The sequence below is a fragment of the Leptobacterium flavescens genome (assembly GCF_010671605.1).
Classification (GTDB): domain Bacteria; phylum Bacteroidota; class Bacteroidia; order Flavobacteriales; family Flavobacteriaceae; genus Leptobacterium; species Leptobacterium flavescens.
Map to the genome: position 1 here is coordinate 1580396 of NZ_JAABOO010000001.1, position 18708 is coordinate 1599103.

Annotated in this window: 20 protein-coding genes; 3 read left to right on the plus strand and 17 right to left on the minus strand. The window is 41.9% G+C overall.

The features are described 5' to 3' along the window. Positions 1–2: 2 nt before the first annotated feature. From GWK08_RS06830 to GWK08_RS06870, 9 genes are all read right to left on the minus strand, one after another. Entirely contained in the window at positions 3–695 is a 693-nt protein-coding gene (locus tag GWK08_RS06830; protein ID WP_163606144.1) for a nitroreductase family protein, read from the minus strand. Positions 696–772: 77 nt separating this feature from the next. Continuing rightward, positions 773–1651, minus strand: coding sequence for a DUF3078 domain-containing protein (locus tag GWK08_RS06835; protein ID WP_163606145.1), 879 nt, complete (start codon positions 1649–1651; stop codon positions 773–775). 197 nt (positions 1652–1848) lie between these two features. Further along, the gene (locus tag GWK08_RS06840; protein ID WP_163606146.1) at positions 1849–2733 is read right to left on the minus strand and encodes a DUF3078 domain-containing protein; all 885 of its coding nucleotides are present in this window, start codon (positions 2731–2733) and stop codon (positions 1849–1851) included. Positions 2734–2818: 85 nt separating this feature from the next. Further along, on the minus strand, positions 2819–3325 hold the full coding sequence (locus tag GWK08_RS06845; RefSeq protein WP_163606147.1) for a DUF2480 family protein: 507 nt from the start codon (positions 3323–3325) through the stop codon (positions 2819–2821). A 21-nt stretch (positions 3326–3346) separates the two neighbouring features. After that, entirely contained in the window at positions 3347–3673 is a 327-nt protein-coding gene (locus GWK08_RS06850; RefSeq protein WP_163606148.1) for a DUF59 domain-containing protein, read from the minus strand. A 6-nt stretch (positions 3674–3679) separates the two neighbouring features. Further along, the gene (locus GWK08_RS06855; RefSeq protein WP_163606149.1) at positions 3680–4102 is read right to left on the minus strand and encodes a SufE family protein; all 423 of its coding nucleotides are present in this window, start codon (positions 4100–4102) and stop codon (positions 3680–3682) included. Between the two features lie 38 nt (positions 4103–4140). Beyond that, a complete protein-coding gene (locus GWK08_RS06860) occupies positions 4141–4569 on the minus strand; it encodes a hypothetical protein (protein WP_163606150.1) in 429 nt (142 codons plus the stop codon). A gap of 77 nt (positions 4570–4646) precedes the next feature. Further along, a complete protein-coding gene (locus GWK08_RS06865) occupies positions 4647–5768 on the minus strand; it encodes a zinc metalloprotease (RefSeq protein ID WP_163606151.1) in 1122 nt (373 codons plus the stop codon). 225 nt (positions 5769–5993) lie between these two features. Then, a complete protein-coding gene (locus tag GWK08_RS06870; protein WP_163606152.1) occupies positions 5994–7208 on the minus strand; it encodes an aminotransferase class V-fold PLP-dependent enzyme in 1215 nt (404 codons plus the stop codon). Between the two features lie 100 nt (positions 7209–7308). On the opposite strand from GWK08_RS06870, the gene GWK08_RS06875 reads away from it, so the two are divergent. Next, positions 7309–8649, plus strand: coding sequence for a serine hydrolase domain-containing protein (locus tag GWK08_RS06875; RefSeq protein ID WP_163606153.1), 1341 nt, complete (start codon positions 7309–7311; stop codon positions 8647–8649). Positions 8650–8710: 61 nt separating this feature from the next. Here the strand turns inward: GWK08_RS06875 and sufD are convergent, their stop codons facing one another. From sufD to GWK08_RS06905, 6 genes are all read right to left on the minus strand, one after another. Next, the gene (gene sufD, locus GWK08_RS06880; RefSeq protein WP_163606154.1) at positions 8711–10027 is read right to left on the minus strand and encodes a Fe-S cluster assembly protein SufD; all 1317 of its coding nucleotides are present in this window, start codon (positions 10025–10027) and stop codon (positions 8711–8713) included. A 26-nt stretch (positions 10028–10053) separates the two neighbouring features. After that, a complete protein-coding gene (sufC, locus tag GWK08_RS06885; RefSeq protein WP_163606155.1) occupies positions 10054–10806 on the minus strand; it encodes a Fe-S cluster assembly ATPase SufC in 753 nt (250 codons plus the stop codon). A 10-nt stretch (positions 10807–10816) separates the two neighbouring features. Further along, complete coding sequence (locus GWK08_RS06890) at positions 10817–11689, minus strand: N-acyl homoserine lactonase family protein (protein WP_163606156.1); 873 nt, start codon at positions 11687–11689, stop codon at positions 10817–10819. A 13-nt stretch (positions 11690–11702) separates the two neighbouring features. Further along, on the minus strand, positions 11703–13148 hold the full coding sequence (sufB, locus tag GWK08_RS06895; protein WP_163606157.1) for a Fe-S cluster assembly protein SufB: 1446 nt from the start codon (positions 13146–13148) through the stop codon (positions 11703–11705). A gap of 39 nt (positions 13149–13187) precedes the next feature. Then, on the minus strand, positions 13188–13517 hold the full coding sequence (locus GWK08_RS06900; RefSeq protein ID WP_163606158.1) for a HesB/IscA family protein: 330 nt from the start codon (positions 13515–13517) through the stop codon (positions 13188–13190). A gap of 151 nt (positions 13518–13668) precedes the next feature. Further along, positions 13669–14058, minus strand: a complete 390-nt coding sequence (locus GWK08_RS06905; protein ID WP_163606159.1) for an acyl-CoA thioesterase — start codon at positions 14056–14058, stop codon at positions 13669–13671. Between the two features lie 203 nt (positions 14059–14261). Between GWK08_RS06905 and GWK08_RS06910 the strand changes: the two genes are divergently transcribed. Beyond that, positions 14262–14762, plus strand: a complete 501-nt coding sequence (locus tag GWK08_RS06910; RefSeq protein WP_163606160.1) for a hypothetical protein — start codon at positions 14262–14264, stop codon at positions 14760–14762. A gap of 7 nt (positions 14763–14769) precedes the next feature. Here GWK08_RS06910 and GWK08_RS06915 read toward each other — a convergent pair whose 3' ends face one another. Both GWK08_RS06915 and GWK08_RS06920 read right to left on the minus strand, forming a co-directional pair. Beyond that, complete coding sequence (locus GWK08_RS06915; RefSeq protein ID WP_163606161.1) at positions 14770–16122, minus strand: hypothetical protein; 1353 nt, start codon at positions 16120–16122, stop codon at positions 14770–14772. 4 nt (positions 16123–16126) lie between these two features. Continuing rightward, positions 16127–17371, minus strand: coding sequence for a choice-of-anchor B family protein (locus GWK08_RS06920; RefSeq protein WP_163606162.1), 1245 nt, complete (start codon positions 17369–17371; stop codon positions 16127–16129). Positions 17372–17591: 220 nt separating this feature from the next. On the opposite strand from GWK08_RS06920, the gene thiL reads away from it, so the two are divergent. Continuing rightward, entirely contained in the window at positions 17592–18647 is a 1056-nt protein-coding gene (thiL, locus tag GWK08_RS06925) for a thiamine-phosphate kinase (protein WP_163606163.1), read from the plus strand. Positions 18648–18708 lie beyond the last annotated feature (61 nt).

The window sequence follows — 18708 nt, forward strand, 5'->3', positions numbered from 1 at the left end:
TCCTATTCGTAAAATACACAAACCTCATCGAGGGACTTGCGGGAGAGATCGGGCACATAGGCCGGGTCTTTGGCGTAACCTACCGGTAGTAAGAGATACGCTCTTTCATTGGACGGTCTCTTGAGGACCCTCGTCAGGAAGTTCATCGGACTCGGCGTATGGGTCAGCGTTACCAGGCCGGCTTTATGGATGGCGGTAATAAGCATTCCGCAGGCTATCCCAATAGATTCATTTACATAGTAATTATTGTGCTTTTCTCCGCTTTCGTCATATTCGTAAACACGTTTAAAAGCGATAATAAGCCAGGGGGCGATTTCCAGAAAGGGTTTATGATGATCGGTAGCCAGCGGAGCCAAGTCTTTTTTCCAGCGTTCGCTCATACGGTTGGAATAGGTTTCAAGTTCTTCTTTCTCCGCTTCCACCCGGATAAGGCTTTTTAGCTCTGCATTGGAAACCGCACAAAAGGTCCAGGGTTGTTTATGAGCTCCGGAAGGCGCGGTGGATGCCGCTTTAATAATATTCTCTATCACTTCTTTAGGTACCGGCCTGTCCGAGAATTCCCGTACCGATCTCCGTGAATCGATCCATCGGTAAAATGCATCGCTCTCCTCTATTATATCACTTTCCAGGTCTTCTGCAGGTGTATACCTGACATGTTTATACCCGTTTATAAAAATATGATCCCCGTCTTCCATAAAACTAATATTGATCCTCTAAAAATAAAAAACCCTGACGATAAATGTCAGGGTTTAGTAGATTTTATGATATGATCTTAGAATCCGTAATTAACTCCCAGGCCGAATACCTGGCGTACCTGCAATCTTCCGATGGCGTTGTCGTCATAAATAGTCTGGAATGCGAGGTTGGTAGAAAGGTATTTGTTGATCTTCATGATGATATTCAACTGATAATCCAGGTCTACATTCTGCGGGTCTTCCAGATAATTGGTGTAGAGGTTCAGGATATTCTCGAAGCTCACATTTTCCATCAGGTTAAACTTGTAATAAGCCGAGAGCGAGGCCCCGAATTCAAAACGGGAGCTGTCTCCTTCATCCACGCCAAAATAAGCAGCATCCGGAAGGGTAAAATCGGGATCTACAAATATAAACCTGGCAGTTGCCGGAGCTATATTCACCTTAAGATTATCACTCTTTTTCCACAACAGACCCGGACCGAATTGCAGGTATGCCGGAGAGAAAAAGCTGGTTTGCTCTGTCCTGGTCTCTTCTCCGGTTACCGGGTCGGTACCGAATTCATAACCTTTGGCAAACTGTGTCCTGAAGTTCAGAAAAGCCGAATAGTACCAGTTACCACCTGCTTTTTTACCTAAAAGGGAATTCAGTTCAAGACGGTCGTCGGTCTTTCTGGTAAACTCATTGTCTTCTATCTTGGTGAGACCATAGGCAGCTATGATCTTATTGTCCCAGCTCCAATCTCCTTTCAGATAGTTAAAGTCGTAGTTCAATCCCAGAGTACCGGAAAAATTGTTCTGCCCCCCGGCTACCCAATTGGAAAAAGAGGCCTGATTAAACAGGAAGGTGATGTTTCCGCTCTTGTTCCATCCCTCTTTGGGTTCTTCTTTTTTGTCATCCTGGGCATTTGCCGAAAAAAGACCTGCTATCAATGCAAGTCCTAATACTACTTTTTTCATCTTTCTAATATTGATTTGTTTTCCGAGCCACAAAAATACTTCTGACAACTCTTTAACATTAATACGGATTGAAAGTAGAAATGGATTTTCGACAAAAGGCATATTTTCGTCTCTTAAGAGCAGAATTTACTCCCAATTTCGAATCTACAGTACGGATTTAACCTATAAAGTTTACAGCTTTAAGTTTGAGTGTTTCCTTAAAAACCAAAATTTACCCCCAGGCCGAATATTTGTCTTACCTGTAAGCGGCCTATGGCGTTATCATCGTAAATGGTCTGGAAAGCGAGATTGGTCGTAAGGTATTTATTGACCTTCATTACAATATTCAGCTGATAATCCAGATCGACGTTCTTCGGCCTGTTCAGATAATCGCTATAGAGATTAAGGATATTTTCGAGAGTTACATTCTTGATCGGATCGAATTTATAATAAGCCGAGACCGATCCCCCGAGCTCAAATCTGAGGCTCTCCCCTTCCTCTACTCCGAAATATGCCGCATCGGGCAGGGTAAGGCTGCTGTCGACAAAGATAAACCTGGCGGTTGCAGGAGCTATATTTATCTTGAGGTTATCACTCTTTTTCCATAACATACCCGGACCGAATTGCAGGTAGGCAGGAGAGAAGAAATGAGTTTCTTCTATTCGGATCTCCTCACCTGTATCCGGATCATTTTCAAATCTGAAACCCGAAGCAAACTGGGTCTTGAAGTTTACAAAACCGGAATAGTACCAGTTCTTCCCCGCCTTTTTACCGAGAAGGGAATTGTATTCTATCCGGTCGTCTGTTTTTCTGGCAAATCTGTTCCCGTTTACCTTGGCAAGACCAAAAGCGGCAATGATCTTATTGTCCCAATTCCAGTTGCCCTTCAGGTAGTTAAAATCGTAATTAACAGCAATGGTTCCCGAGAAGTTGTTGACACCTCCGGCAACCCAGTTGGAGAATGCGGCCTGATTAAAAAGGAAGGTAGCTTTTCCAACACTTGTCCAACCTTCTTTGGGCTCTTCTTTTTCTTTTTTCTTTTCCTGTGCAAATACCCCTGTGCTTCCTAAAATAAGAAGACATACAATACATAATCTCTTCATTAAATAATGTTTGGTTGTTCTAACTATTTGCGGGGCAAAAATATTAATAGTTTGGAATTAACAAAACGTTATAAAAATCAAAATCTTATCTTTTTTTAAACAATGGGACCGAAGAACAGGCTTCTCCGTACATAAGGCTCTTTACGAGAGGTTGAAGTTTTTGCATCAGCATTAAATAGGCATTCTGAGGTACCGGTTTCTCCGAGCATCCTTTTACAATGACCGGTTTATCCTTTAGTTCCGACACATCCAGTTCATCGATAATCTTCTGATATATCACCGTTTCCAGTTGTTCCAAATCTCCTGTAATTACCATTTTGGCATAAGGGGTCAGATGTGAAGTGACAAGCATATAGGCCCAGGCAGGAACAATAGCATCTGTAGAACAACCCAATGCAACATAGTTGTCCTGGTACTGCTCCCAATTGTGGTTCTGAACAAAGTTCCTGAATTCCTTCTCCCTGAGAACAATCCCTTCAAGCAGCCAGTCTTTAATATCAAAAAAGACCCTCTTCCCTTCCGGGTAGTGATCTTCCAGATTGAAAGTGATCAACTTACTATTTGCAACTCTGTTTACAATTTCCTTTTCCATAATGCTGAATATTTTACCTGCTTATAAAAGGCCCAGCTCCAGCTTGGCTTCTTCACTCATCAGGTCCTGGCTCCAGGGAGGATCGAATGTAATTTCTACCTCCGCACTCTTTACCACATTAAGCGATTTGACCTTTTCTTCCACTTCTACGGGTAATGTTTCCGCTACCGGGCAATTGGGCGTAGTTAAGGTCATCAGGATCTTAACATCGTAATCCTCGTTTACAAAAACATCGTAAATAAGTCCCAGTTCATAAATATCAACAGGGATCTCGGGGTCGTAAATCGTTTTAAGGACGCGAACTATTTTTTCACCCAGTTCCTGGGTATCTATCGTTGTTTCTGACATGATCTTCTAATTTAACTGGGTTTGATAGGCAATTGCGTATAATTTTAATTGCTTGATCATACTCACTAAACCGTTTGCCCTGGTCGGGGAAAGGTGCTCCTTCAAACCTATATCATCAATAAAAGAGGTATCTGCATTTATGATATCCTGGGGCTTCTGACCGGAGAACGCCCTGATAAGGATAGCAATGATCCCTTTGGTAATAATGGCATCACTGTCCGCCGTAAAAAGCAGTTTGTCATCTTCCAGTTCGGCATGTACCCATACTTTACTCTGACACCCTTTTATAATATTTTCTTCTGTTTTGTATTGTTCCTCAATCAGCGGAAGTGACTTCCCCAATTCTATCATATATTCATAGCGCTGCATCCAGTCGTCAAACATGGAAAACTCGTCTACTATATCATTCTGTATATCCTGTATGGTCATTCACAAATTTTTATGCAAAAATACAATAAGAATCTCTGCTATTCAACAGTTTCCGCCAATGATAGTATTCTATCTATCAATTGTTTTATTTGCGGAGGAGGATTTCCGTGATCAAAGCTCGCCTCGTTAGACAAACCCTTATAATTTTCAATACTTAGAGCTGCAAATGCAGCTCCGTCTACATTCCGGTTTTCGGATGGAGCTTTTAACTCATGCATCCGGCCAACATCTATGTTTCCGATCAGGGAGCTGATCTCCTTCCACTGTTCTGAAGTAATGGTCGCAATTTTAACATCATTATTACTCCTGTCTTCACTTACTTTGATCTCTTTACTATTGAGTTCGACATTAAAATAAAAACCTCGTGTAGCCGCGTTATAAGTAATTTGCATATCCTGAAATTGATTCTGAGCCGCCTTAAAACAATTAAAATTTAAAAGCAGGGCCAGAGTTAGAAAGTATTTCATATTTACTTTTTGAGTTAATTATACAAAAAAAGACGTCACAAAGGACGCCTTTTTCAAATTCAATATAAAATTCCGTTTTATGGAAGTAAGATACTTTCTCTTGATCCTCCCGAAGTAAACAGAGTACGCATTCTTGCTTTCTGACCTTCAGAGAACATATACATACAAGCATCATCAACATAATCCATATAATTCATGGTCATGTCGTTAGATCTGCAGTTTACTGTCGGATAGGAAGGACATCCGTAGTTCGGTGCATCCGAGCTAGGTGTATCGGCTACGAAATCGTCCTGACGACATCTTCCGTCTCCCCAGATATGGCGAAGATTCAACCAGTGTCCAACTTCGTGAGTCGTAGTTCTCCCACCGTCGAAAGGAGCAGATACTCTTCCGGTGTTTCCGAAGAAATTATGAGCAACTACCACTCCGTCTGTAGCAGCAGCACCTCCGGGGAACTGTGCATATCCAAGGATGGTTCTTCCTCCGCTGGTCAAACCACCTACAACCCAAATATTAAGATGGGTAGAAGGGCTAACCACGTCAGATCCTCCGTTAGAAGAATACTTCATAGAGTCGTTCGTTGGCCAGGAACTGGTTGAAGAAGCAACTCTTATTACCTGATCTAAGGTAAAAGTAATGTCTGAATCGGCTACTCTTCCGGCAAATTCAGTCGGTACAAGTCCAACATCAGAATTGGTAGCATTGAAATCCTCGTTCAACACCTGGATCTGAGAATTGATCTGAGCATCACTGATGTTCTCATTGGAGTTACTGTAAATAACATGAACCACTACAGGAATGTTGATCACTCCAAGTCCGTCATCTACAGGTTCTCCACCTCCACCATCGCCGCCGTCGCCGCCACTTCCGCCGCCGTTACCATTGCCGTTTCCTTTTTTACCGGCAATGAACTTTCTGGTGTGTTTTTCGATGTTGTACATTTTGTTTTCCAGTCCGGGGTTTTCTCTCAGTTTTCTGTTCAGTACACTCATGGAGTGGCAGCTTCTGGAGATAAGGCCTGCATTTTCCGAATTAGCCTGAGAAGTGATGGGAGCTTCTCCTACTTCATCGGTATAGACATAAAAATCACTCATGTCTATTTCTGCTTCAGCCTGGACTTCGGGGGTTTCGTTCTGGTCGTTTTCACAGGACGCAAAAATCAGAGCCAGGGCTGCAAGGCCCATAAAAATTCTTTTCATAAAAATTAAGATTTTAGTTAGTGTTTTCGCAGCCGAATATATAAAAAATTAACAATTCATTAAGTTTTTGTTATATTTTTTAGATGAACAGCAATACCGATTTTATGCACTTTATCGATGGGCAAGTACAAAACCGGTCAGTAACGAAAAAGAAAAAAATTTCAATGAATTTTTTCTCTTCGCAGAAAAATAACGTGAATACGTGTTAAACTGAAAAGATAATTCTTAGGAAAGCATCATTTTCGCCTTTCTTACCGCCTCTACCAAAGCGTCTATTTCTTCTTTGGTATTGTAAAAAGAAAAACTGGCTCTTACCGTTCCGGGTATCTTATAATAATCCATGATGGGTTGCGCACAATGATGTCCGGTTCTTACCGCGATCCCAAGTTTATCCACAATGGTCCCTATATCATAAGGGTGTATTCCCTCAATATTAAAGGAAATAACCGAAGTTTTGTTTTCCGTGGTCCCGTAGATCTTCAGCCCTTCTATCTCCAGCAGTTTTTCGGTTCCGTATTTCAGGAGCTCATCCTCATAGGCGGCAATAGTATCAAAACCAATGGCATTCATATAATCTATAGCAGCTCCAAAAGCTATTCCGCCACAGATATTGGGAGTTCCTGCTTCAAATTTATGCGGGAGATCGGCATAGGTGGTCTTTTCGAAGGTCACTTCGGCAATCATCTCTCCTCCTCCCTGATACGGAGGTAATTTATTAAGCCATTCTTCCTTTCCGTAGAGCATTCCCACTCCGGTAGGGCCACACATCTTATGGGCGGAAGCCACATAAAAATCGACATCCAGTTCCTGAACATCCGGTTTGATATGCGGGCAGGACTGAGCCCCGTCTATAAGCACTGCAGCACCCACAGCATGAGCTTTATCAATGATCTGCTTAATGGGGTTTACCGTTCCCAGAGCATTGGAAACATGATTGGTGAATACCAGTTTGGTCTTTTCCGAAAGCAGGGCATCATATGCATCCATCTCCAGGGCTCCTTCTTCATTCATAGGAATAACTTTCAGAATAGCTCCGGTACGCTCGCAAAGCATTTGCCAGGGAACGATATTCGAATGGTGCTCCAGGGCAGAAACGATGATCTCATCTCCTTTTTTCAGTATAGATGAAAAACCGGTAGCCACCAGGTTAATACTATGTGTAGTTCCCGAGGTGAAAATAATTTCATGTAATCTGGCTGCATTAAAATGCTTCCGGATCTTTTTACGTGCCTCTTCGTAAACATCGGTAGCTTCCTGAGACAGATAATGTACTCCTCTGTGGATATTTGCGTTATAGTTTGAATAGTAATCTACAATGGTATCGATAACCGCTTGTGGTGTCTGCGATGTTGCCGCATTGTCAAAATACACCAGGGGCTTCCCGTTCACCTCTCTGCTGAGGATGGGGAAATCCTTTCTTATTTTATAAACATCGAACATATATCAATCTTTAAAGGCACAAAAATACTAACTATTTGTGCTCTCTTTACTTAAATTTCCATAATAGTCTTATTTTTATACTGAACCTAAATTTTTTACAGTGAAAAAATTAAAATGGATCCTTCTGATCCTACTCGCCGCCCTGGGAGTAGGGGTTATTTTAAACTATCCCAAACTGAATATTATTTCCGGTTATTCGGCCAAAAACATGAGTTCTTCCGTTTTTGTTGCGGAACGTTCCTTCGATGTGATAGACAGCATAGACAATGGTTTTGCTCCGGTTAATATTGCCGCCGATGAAATAGACCTCAATGGCAAAAGTGCATCGGCTTCTGTTTACGGTTTTAAGAAACGGACAGCGGTTTATCGGGAAGGCCTGGGCAGTGTGTTGATCAATGATGATTTCGATCCTGAAAAACCATATCTGAAACCCAGAAGAAGCCATGAAAATGCTTCACTTTCCTATCCGTATGGCGATGCGGAACAGCAGGATACCCTTTTTGGCAACCTGGATTACACAAAACTCAGAACAGCGGTGTCCAATGCCTTTGGCACTTCTAATCCCAATCAGCAAACACGGGCGGTAGTTGTGGTTTATAAAGATCAGATCGTAGCAGAACAATACGCTTCCGGCTTTAGCAAAAACACGCGTATCCTGGGCTGGTCTATGACCAAGAGCATTGTAAGTACCCTTTACGGAATTCTTCAGCATCAGAACAGAATAGATGTGCAGGATCCGGCTCCCGTAGATGCCTGGAAAAATGATGAAAGAGCTGGTATAAGCCTTCATAATTTACTGCAGATGAACAGCGGACTGGAATGGGAAGAGGATTATACCAAAATATCAGACGTGACGCGGATGCTTTTCCTGGAAGAGAATATGGCTTCAGTGCAGGAAAGGAAAAAGGCCAAATATGAACCCAATACACACTGGAATTACTCTTCCGGGACCACCAATCTGCTTTCCGGGATCCTGAGGAAGCAATTTTCCAGCCATCAGGAATACCTGGATTTTGCCTATAGTGCCCTTCTTGATAAGATAGGGATGCACAGCTCGCTTATAGAGACCGATATGGCCGGGAACTATGTCGGATCTTCCTACGGATGGGCAACACCAAGAGACTGGGCAAAATTCGGCCTCCTCTATCTTCATAAAGGTAACTGGAACGGGATGCAGTTGTTCAGTCCGGAATGGGTAGATTATGTGGTACAGCCCACTCCTACTTCCGAAGAACGATACGGAGCCCAGTTCTGGCTGAATGCAGGAGGTTATTTACCGGATGTTCCCAAAAGTATTTATTATGCGGACGGTTACCAGGGCCAAAGGGTCTTTATTATTCCCTCACATGATATGGTGGTGGTGAGAATGGGACTGGATACAGAATCTTATGACTTTAATGGCTTTTTAAAAGAGATCCTGGCAGCAGTCGGGAAAGAATAAGCATAAAAAAATACCCTGAAATGAACTTTCAGGGTATTTTTTGAATTTATATTGTTAAGGCTTACAGATCGAAACCGAGATTAACTCCCAGTTTGGTTGCGATCAGCTTGTTGATCCTTCTTTTTACTTCGGGGATCTTTACACTTTCCAGAACATTATTGGCAAAGGCATACATCAGTAGCGCTCTTCCTTCTTTTTCCGGGATCCCTCTTGTACGAAGATAGAATAATGCTTCTTCATCCAATTGTCCGATAGTACAACCGTGAGAACACTTTACATCATCTGCAAAGATCTCCAGTTGTGGCTTCGTATTGATAGTAGCTTTATCGTTAATCAGGATATTGTTATTCTGCTGGAAGGCGTTGGTCTTCTGTGCAATCTTATCCACAACGATCTTTCCGTTAAATACTCCCGTACTCCTGTCGGCATAGATTCCTTTGTAATCCTGGTGACTTTCGCAATTAGGTTGTGCGTGGTGTACCAGGCTATAGTGATCTACGTGCTGCTTATCTCCAACAATAGTTACTCCCTTAAGGGTAGAATCTATATGCTCTCCCTTGTGATAGAAATTCAGGTTATTACGGGTAATATTTCCTCCGAATGAAAAAGTATGCACACTGGCATTACTGTCTCTTTGCTGAGAGATATACGTATTATCTATTAAGGACGCACTCTGTACATCGTTCTGTATCTTGTAATAATCTACCACTGCTCTTTTATCGGCAAATATTTCCGTAACCGAATTGGTCAGTACTGGATTTTCGGTAAGACTCTGATGGCGTTCAATGATCTGTATATGAGAGTTCTCATCTACAATGATCAGGTTACGTGGCTGCAGCATGATAGCAGCTTCATTTCCCGTGGCAAAATGAATGATCTGAACAGGTTTATCTACCGCTTTGTTCTTAGGGATATGAATATAAGCCCCTTCCTTACTGAAAGCCGTGTTAAGCGAAGTAAGACTGTCGTCTGTCTTTGCCACCTTATTGAAATAATTATCAATAACAGGCCTGTATTTAGGCTTGTGTAAAGCAGCGCTCATCAGGCAGATGTCCATTCCTTCATGAGTGGTCTCAGACAGGTGAGAGCTGTAAACACCATCTATAAAGACGATCTTATAAGAATCTATATCGTGTATAAAATACTTCTTTATATCCTTAAAGTCCAGTGCTACCTCTTCCTTTGGGAAGACGCTAAAGTCATTCTTTAACAAGGTGTTTAATGAAGTGTATTTCCAGGCTTCTTCCTTCTTTGTCGGAAATCCTTTTTCCTCAAAGATCTTTATCGCTTCAGAACGGATATCGTGTACCGAGGTATCAACATCTATCTGATTCTCGAATGCCATAAAAGAAGAAACCAATTTATCTTTTAATTCCATAGTCTTCTATTTATCCATTAAACCGCTTAAGCAGTAACTTCCTGTTTAACCCAGTCGTATCCTTTAGCTTCCAGTTCAAGAGCCAGTTCTTTTGTTCCTGATTTTACGATCTTTCCATCGTGCAGAACGTGAACAAAGTCTGGTACTATATATTCAAGAAGTCTTTGATAGTGTGTAATAACCACTACTGCGTTATCCTTACTTCTCAGTTTATTTACTCCATTTGCCACAATTCTCAAGGCATCGATATCAAGTCCTGAATCGGTTTCATCAAGAATAGCCAGTTTAGGTTCAAGCATTGCCAGCTGGAAGATCTCATTTCTTTTCTTTTCCCCTCCGGAAAATCCTTCGTTCAAAGATCTGGAAAGGAATTTTCTGTCTATATCCAGTAATTCTGCTTTTTCTCTGATCTTCTTCAGCATTTCGTTGGCAGGCATGTCTTCCATACCTTTTGCCTTTCTGGACTCGTTAATAGCAGTTTTAATAAAATTGGTAACCGATACACCGGGGATCTCCACCGGGTACTGGAATGAAAGGAAAAGCCCTTTATGCGCTCTTTCCTCTGCCGCTAATTCACCGATATCTTCTCCTTCAAGGTAGATCTCTCCTTCCGATACTTCGTATTCTTCCTTTCCTGCGATCACCGAAGACAATGTACTTTTTCCGGAACCGTTAGGTCCCATGATAGCATGAACTTCTCCCGGTTTAACCTCCAGGTCAATTCCTTTTAAGATCTCTTTGTCCTCTACACCTGCGTGTAAATTTTTTATTGTTAACATGCGAATTATTTTATTTTTTTAAAATGGCCTTTAATCGTTCTAAATCTTTCGGGCTATGTTGGATGAAAACATCGGCATTTTTTTCTTCGGCGAATGCCTCGAATGCTTCCATACTTTCCTTTGTTTGTGGGATATCGTGATTAAACTGAGGAGCAATCTTTCCGTCTCTGTTCTCCTGAAAGTGATACAGATCTCCACTCAGTAATATCGGTCTTTCCAGTCCGAGGTCCAGATATAATACCTGGTGCCCTATGGTATGACCCGGCATTGATTTGATGATCACGGTCCCGTCTTCAAATACATCAAAATCGCCGTTGAGTTTAATAACATTCGTCAACTCCTTGATAGGCTCATAAATAGTAGCCTGATTCTTTTGTACGCTGTCGCTGGTAATAAAATTATATTCGTTTTCCTGAACCAGCCAGCTTGCATTCTTAAAGTAATTAGCCGTTCCCGTATGATCGAAATGAATATGTGACAAGGCCACATATTTAAAATCTTCCGGGGTCAGGCCGATTGTCTTTAACTGATTTCCGAGAGAATCTTTTCTAGAAACGGTAAATGCTCCGTCAGGAGTGGTAAAAGGTTCCGGCAGCCCTACCAGGCCTTCCGGAAGTCCGGTATCCCATATTAATTTCCCATTAGGGTGATTAATAACATAGATGGGATCTACAAACTCCTTCGATTCTCCCTTATAGAGATCACCTTCAGAGAACAATTCCAGTTTATTCACTACAATGTCTCCTCCGTTAATAACCTCTAAACTAACTTTTGGCTTTTCTATTTTTGCTTCGGTTGCCGCATCGTTTTTGGCATCTTCCTTAGCATTTTTACAGGCAGCCAAAAGGCTTATACTCATTAATGCAATTGCAATTTTTTTCATTTTCTTTAATTGATTATCCTACTGATCCTTCCAGGCTTATTTCCAATAATTTCTGAGCCTCCACAGCAAATTCCATCGGAAGTTTATTCAGTACTTCCTTACTGAAACCGTTTACGATAAGGGCGATCGCTTTTTCGGTATCTATCCCTCTCTGGTTACAGTAAAAGATCTGATCTTCCCCAATCTTACTTGTGGTTGCCTCGTGCTCTATCTGAGCTGATTTATTTTTAGCTTCTATATACGGAAAAGTATGCGCCCCGCACTTATTCCCCATAAGCAGGGAATCACATTGCGAAAAGTTTCTTGCATTTTCCGCTCTGGAATTGATCTGTACCAATCCACGGTAACTGTTCTGAGACTTTCCTGCAGAAATACCTTTGGAAATAATGGTACTCTTGGTATTCTTTCCAAGATGGATCATTTTGGTTCCCGTATCTGCCTGTTGGTAGTTATTTGTAACGGCGATGGAGTAAAACTCTCCCACCGAATTATTTCCTTTAAGGATACAGGAAGGATACTTCCAGGTAACAGCACTTCCGGTCTCTACCTGTGTCCAGGAGATTTTAGCGTTGGTTTCGCAAATCCCTCTTTTGGTTACAAAATTAAAGACCCCTCCTTTACCTTCGGCATTTCCCGGGTACCAGTTCTGAACTGTAGAATATTTTATTTCAGCATCGTCAAGAGCAATTAACTCAACGACTGCTGCGTGTAACTGATTTTCATCTCTCATCGGAGCAGTACAACCTTCCAGGTAACTCACATAACTCCCTTCATCGGCAATAACAAGGGTTCTTTCGAACTGTCCTGTTCCTGCCTGGTTGATCCTGAAATAGGTAGACAATTCCATCGGGCATCTTACGCCTTTGGGAATATAGCAGAAAGATCCGTCTGAGAAAACCGCCGAGTTAAGGGCAGCGTAAAAATTGTCTTTCCGGGGAACTACCGTACCGATATATTTTTTTACCAGTTCCGGATGTTCCTGTATAGCTTCGGAAATAGAGCAAAAAATAATCCCTTTTTCCGCCAGTGTCTTTTTAAAAGTTGTTGCCACCGATACAGAATCCATAACGATATCTACCGCAACTCCGGCAAGCTTCTTTTGCTCTTCTATGGAGATCCCAAGTTTGTTGAAGGTTTCCAGTAATTCCGGATCTACCTCATCCAAACTGTTGTACTTGTCTTTTTTCTTCGGTGCAGAGTAATAGGAAATACCCTGGAAATCCGGTTTTTCATAATTTACGTTCGCCCATTCCGGTTCTTCCATTTCGGACCAGATACGAAAAGCCTCCAGACGCCATTCGGTCATCCATTCGGGTTCGTTCTTCTTTTTAGAGATGGCACGAACTATATCTTCATTGAGGCCATTGGGAAAAGTTTCAGATTCTATATCGGTATAAAATCCGTACTCATACTCTTTGGTCTCCAGTTCTTTTTTTAATTCTTCTTCTGTATATGCCATTTTATTTGTTTGAGAAGTTAAGTAATCGGCTGCTGCCAATTACAGGGAAAAGCTTTCTCCGCAACCGCAGGTGCGTTGCGCATTCGGATTATTAAAAACAAATCCTTTTCCGTTCAGTCCCCCGGAGTACTCCAGAGTGGTACCAACGAGATACAGAAAGCTTCGCTTATCGACCAGGATCCTTACCGCATTATCTTCAAAAAGCTTGTCGCCATCTGCCTGACTCTTATCGAAATTCAATTCATAAGACAGGCCGGAACAACCTCCGCTTTTCACTCCAACACGCACAAAATCTGTTGCGGCATCAAAGCCTTCCTCAGTCATAAGCTGTATTACTTTATTTTTCGCTGTTTCAGAAACTTGTATCATTTATAAATAGATTAGTTCTAAATAGTATGCAAAAATAGTACATTAAAGCCTATTTTCTGCATTTTATAGCATTATTATAACAAATTACTCTATAAGTTTTGTTTATTGCTTATAGTCGTATTTAGACGGGATCTTTTACAGTTGGAGGATATTAATTAATAGAGACCGGAGATTTGTTGTCGTCTATAGCCACAAAAGTAAACTCTCCGCTTACAGCTTTCTCTCTTTCAGGGGAGTACATTTGCTCGATAAAAATATCCACTCTTACCTTAAGACTGGTATTCCCGAGATAGGAAACTTTCCCGATAAGTTCTACTATAGTACCATGCGGAATAGGCTTTTTAAAATCGATGCGATCACTACTTACGGTAACCATTTTTTGCCTGCTGTATCTGGTAGCGGTAATAAAGGCTACCTCATCCATAAGCTGCATGGCCGTACCTCCGAAGAGAGTGTCATAATGGTTGGTGGTATTGGGAAAAACCGCTTTGAATATTCTGGTTTCCGAATCTTTAATTCTTTCCGTTTGAGATCTTAACATGCTATGGATTTAGTTATTAATATTTATGCGATCCACGCTTCCGGAAAACAGAAGGCTAACCGCATTAAAACCGTATAAAATTAAAGAATGTTCCGCTAAGCGGAGGTACGTGTGGTTTAAATAAGATGAAAATTAACATTGCCTTTTACGCAACCTCTCTGACAATCAGACATCATACTAAGAAACCAATAAATATCCTCAGCATGAAATATCTGACCAAATCCTTTTTGACCGCCTTTATTCTTTTATTTATTTTTTCCTGCACCAACGATGATGACGGAGATTTTTTTTCAAACCAGGTAGACGCTATGATCTTTAGCTCTCCTTTTCTTTCCTTTTCTCCATGCAACGATGCTTGTTTTACCTCCTATCGAATCGGTAAAAACAAGTTAGAAGTTTCTCGGTCGGTGGAGTATTTTAATGGAGATATTGCTTTTAATTCCCCAAACGAATTAAGCGCTGAAGATTACCAGCGTATCAAGTCGATTTTAGGTTCTATTCCCCCCGAATTGGTTCTGGGGAACGCTAAAACATTCGGATGTCCGAATTGTGCCGATCAGGGAGGTTTTTTCGTAAAACTGTTCATCAACGGCAAATCCAAGATATATATCATCGACACCAGCGATACCGCTGATCAAAGCCAGGCAGTCATCAGTTTTAAGAATAGGATCCGGGAGGCCCTTCAGTCTTTAGGTTCTTTTTGATCGGATACTATTTTAATTTGATCACTACCAGGTCTTTCAGGCCTTTATTCTCTGTAATATGATTATCGGAACTCTCGGTCTCACCTACGACCATTAATTCGCCTTCGGCAGTCTCTAAAAGGTCGAAACCAAAATCGAGGCCGGCTCCTCCTATGGATTTTTCCCATTGCAGGCTTCCGCTATCATCAATTTTAATTACCCAGATATCATTCTCCCCGAAATTTTCCGTAAGATCTGTATTATTACTCCTGGAATTCCCGGCAATATAGAATCCACCGTCCTGAGACGGAATAATACTTTCGCCGTTTTCGAACTCGCTTCCGCCAAAGGTCTTTTCCCAGATCATTTTTCCGGAATCGCTGAGTTTAAGAAGCCAGAGATCCGCATTTCCTTTATTGTTGGAGATATCTCCGTCTGTGCTATTCGATCTTCCTACTACCATAAAACCATTGTCTGAAGTCCTGGTAATAGATTCGGCATGATCTATCCCGCTTCCGCCGTAAGATCGTTCCCATACCAGGTCTCCGGTAGCACTCACTTTTACGACCCAGAAATCGTAGCTTCCATTTCCTTCGGAAATATCAAAATCCTGACTCTCCGAAGCTCCGGCCAGTACAAAACCACCATCTTCGGCCTGCACTACAGAAAAGGCCCTGTCGTTATTCGTTCCTCCGAAAAACCTTCTCCATACCAGGTCTCCGTTGGCATCCAGTTTATTGGCCCAGAACTCACCAACTCCATGTGCTGTCAAGGAAGAACGGCCTATCTCGCCCGAATTTCCTTCACCATTAGAACCTGTAACATCCAGGAATCCTGAAACAAAATAACCGCCATCTTCGGTTTGAAGTATATCATAAGCATGGTCATGCCCGGCAAAACCAAAACTTCTTTCCCATTGAATATTTCCGGAAGCGTCTGTCTTTACTACCCAGTTGTCGTGAAAACCTTCATTATTACTTCCATCTCCGTCTGCACTCATACTATATCCAGCCAGGGCAAAACCTCCGTCCAGGGTCTGGACTATTGCCTGTCCCTGATCATCTCCGCTCCCGCCGTAAGTAGCGTTCCATTGCTGGTTCCCTTCCGCGTCCAGTTTAATGACCCAGTAGTCATTTACCAGCAGGGTTTTATCTGTAATATCGCCATCGTTACTATTGGTAAGACCGATAATGGCAAAACCCCCGTCGGTAGTTGGGATAATGGAGCGTGCCGATTCTTCATTACTACCTCCAAAAGTTTGTACCCAGTCTATTTCTCCCTGAAAACCTACAGGATCGGGCGGATTCTGATTATCGTCATCGGAAGAGCATCCAAAGACGAATGCCGCTGCAAGAGCGAGCGTAAAACATTTCTTTATCATAGCATTAATTACTTTTTCTGATTATAAAAAATCCCGAATCTACATCGCTGACGATTATATTACCGCTGTCAAAATATGGGTATACACTCCATACTCCGTTAAAATTAGCACTGTTACTGTTAGGGAAAGTGTCAAAAAAGCCGGTTTCGGTCATATTCCTGTTTTCTATATCAGAAATATCTATTACCCTAACCCCTGCGGTATAATTAGACAAGTAAAATTCGTCTCCTTTAACATAGCCATTATGGTCTATGGCAGCTGTAGGCCCTGTATAAGTATGGTGTACGATCGGGTTGTCCAGATCGGTAAAGTCAAAAACGAGGGTTCTGGTCCGGAAACCGAAGCCCTGCTCATCCAGCTCGTCTCCTAAAATAAAATAACGGTGATCATCCGTAAACCACCCCTGATGGGTATATGCAAGATTGCCATAGGTTAGAGAGGATATAGAACTTGGATTGTTCTTATCGGTAACATCCGCAATGACTACCTGATCTTCATTACTACCTACAAATATTTCCCTTCCCGTATAATCGGTATCCGGGCCGTTATAGGTAACTACCTGCCCGTCGTGAGTATAACCGTCATCACCGTAACCTCCTGCGGGTTGCGGGCTTTGAGGATTGCTGATATCTACAAAATGTACACCTCCGTTAAAAGCATCATTCCTGGCTGTACCTACCGCATAGGCAAAAGATGTACTCTCGTTGATCACAATATTATGGGAATTCCCAAAGCCGGTAAAAGTTGCATCGGCATTAAAAGTTTCGGGTGGATTTGCAACATTGCGTAATCTGCTAAGATCAAAAACCTGCATTCCGTGACCCGCTGCCTCACTTACTATAAAGGCATGATCTCCGTAAACCTTGACATCTCGCCAGGTACTGTTTGTCGTAGCTGTGGGAAGACGGCCTACGATCACCGGATTCACGGGGTCTGAAAGGTCGATAAAAACAGTTCCGTTATCAACCCCCATAAGAGCGTATTCTTTTCCATCCGAACTGTCTGTCCATCCCCAAATATCATTTCCTCTCCCTGCTCCAAGTGACTGCAGGTTAATATGAGCTACAAGATCATATCCGTTACAGGGGTATATTCCCGCCATTCCATTTTCACAAGGTACTACTGCATTGGCCGCAGGCGGATTGGGATCAAAGTTCCCATCTCCGGGATCTATATCATCCGAAGAACCGGACGAACAACTATATAAAAAGAAAAAAGTAATACTGAAAATAAACCTAAACCATTTCATAATTAGCATTTTAATACAATTAACGGAATATTTCTTAAAATAATCTAAATTTTACTTATTTATTGTGTGTACGAATCTTCCATTCGCCTTCACAAAACAGATAAACACCCTCTATATTTAATAATCCTTCAACATCAAAATACCCTACTTAAATGGCCTGTTTACAGAATTTATCGAAGATTTATAAGGTCATTAAATCTATGCACTCTATTTTTGCAAAATGATAGAAGATAAAAATCCGCAGCGAACATCACTATCCGAACTGGGAGAATTCGGACTTATTGAGCATCTTACCAAAAACTTTAAGCTCGACCAGGACTCAAGTGTTAAAGGAATTGGCGATGATGCCGCTGTACTTGATTTTAAGGATAAAAAAGCGGTTGTTTCTACAGATCTGCTGGTAGAAGGGGTACATTTCGACCTGAGTTATATGCCTTTAAAGCATCTGGGATACAAGGCTGTTATGGTAAATCTGTCTGATATCTACGCAATGAATGCGAAGCCCACACAGATTACCGTTTCTATTGCTGTTTCCAATCGCTTTCCGCTGGAAGCTCTTGAAGAATTATATGAAGGTATTACCCTGGCATCCAAGATCTATAAGGTAGATGTGGTTGGAGGCGACACGACCTCTTCTACACGAGGCCTTATTATCTCTATTACTGCTATAGGTGAAGCTGAAGAGGAAAACATCACCTACAGAGACGGAGCAAAAACAGGCGACCTTCTTGTGGTAACGGGCGACCTTGGCGGGGCCTATATGGGGCTTCAGATCCTGGAAAGGGAGAAAGAGGTTTTTAAGGTCAATCCAAACAACCAGCCGGACCTCTCCATGTATTCTTATATCATAGAGCGTCAGTTAAAACCGGAAGCAAGGAAAGATATTCCGGAACTGCTCAAGGCCCTGGAGGTTAAACCCACTTCCATGATCGATATAAGCGACGGGCTTTCCTCAGAGATCCTACACCTCTGCACTCAAAGCAAAGTAGGATGTAATCTTTATGAAGATAAGATCCCTCTGGACCCTCAGGTGATCTCTACCTGTGAGGAATTCAATATAGACAGTACCACCATCGCCCTGAGCGGAGGTGAGGATTATGAATTGCTGTTTACTATTGATCAGGCGGATTATCCAAAAATTAAGGCCAATCCTAACCTGAGTGTTATCGGACATATGACCGATAAAAAGGAAGGCATCCATCTGGTTACAAGAGGAGATGAAAAGATCCCGCTCAAAGCTCAGGGCTGGAACGCACTTAGGGAAAAAGAGGAATAATTCGCATTAAATTCCACCTCTGCCTACAAAGATTAACAAGGCAAAAAAATAAGAATCGTAA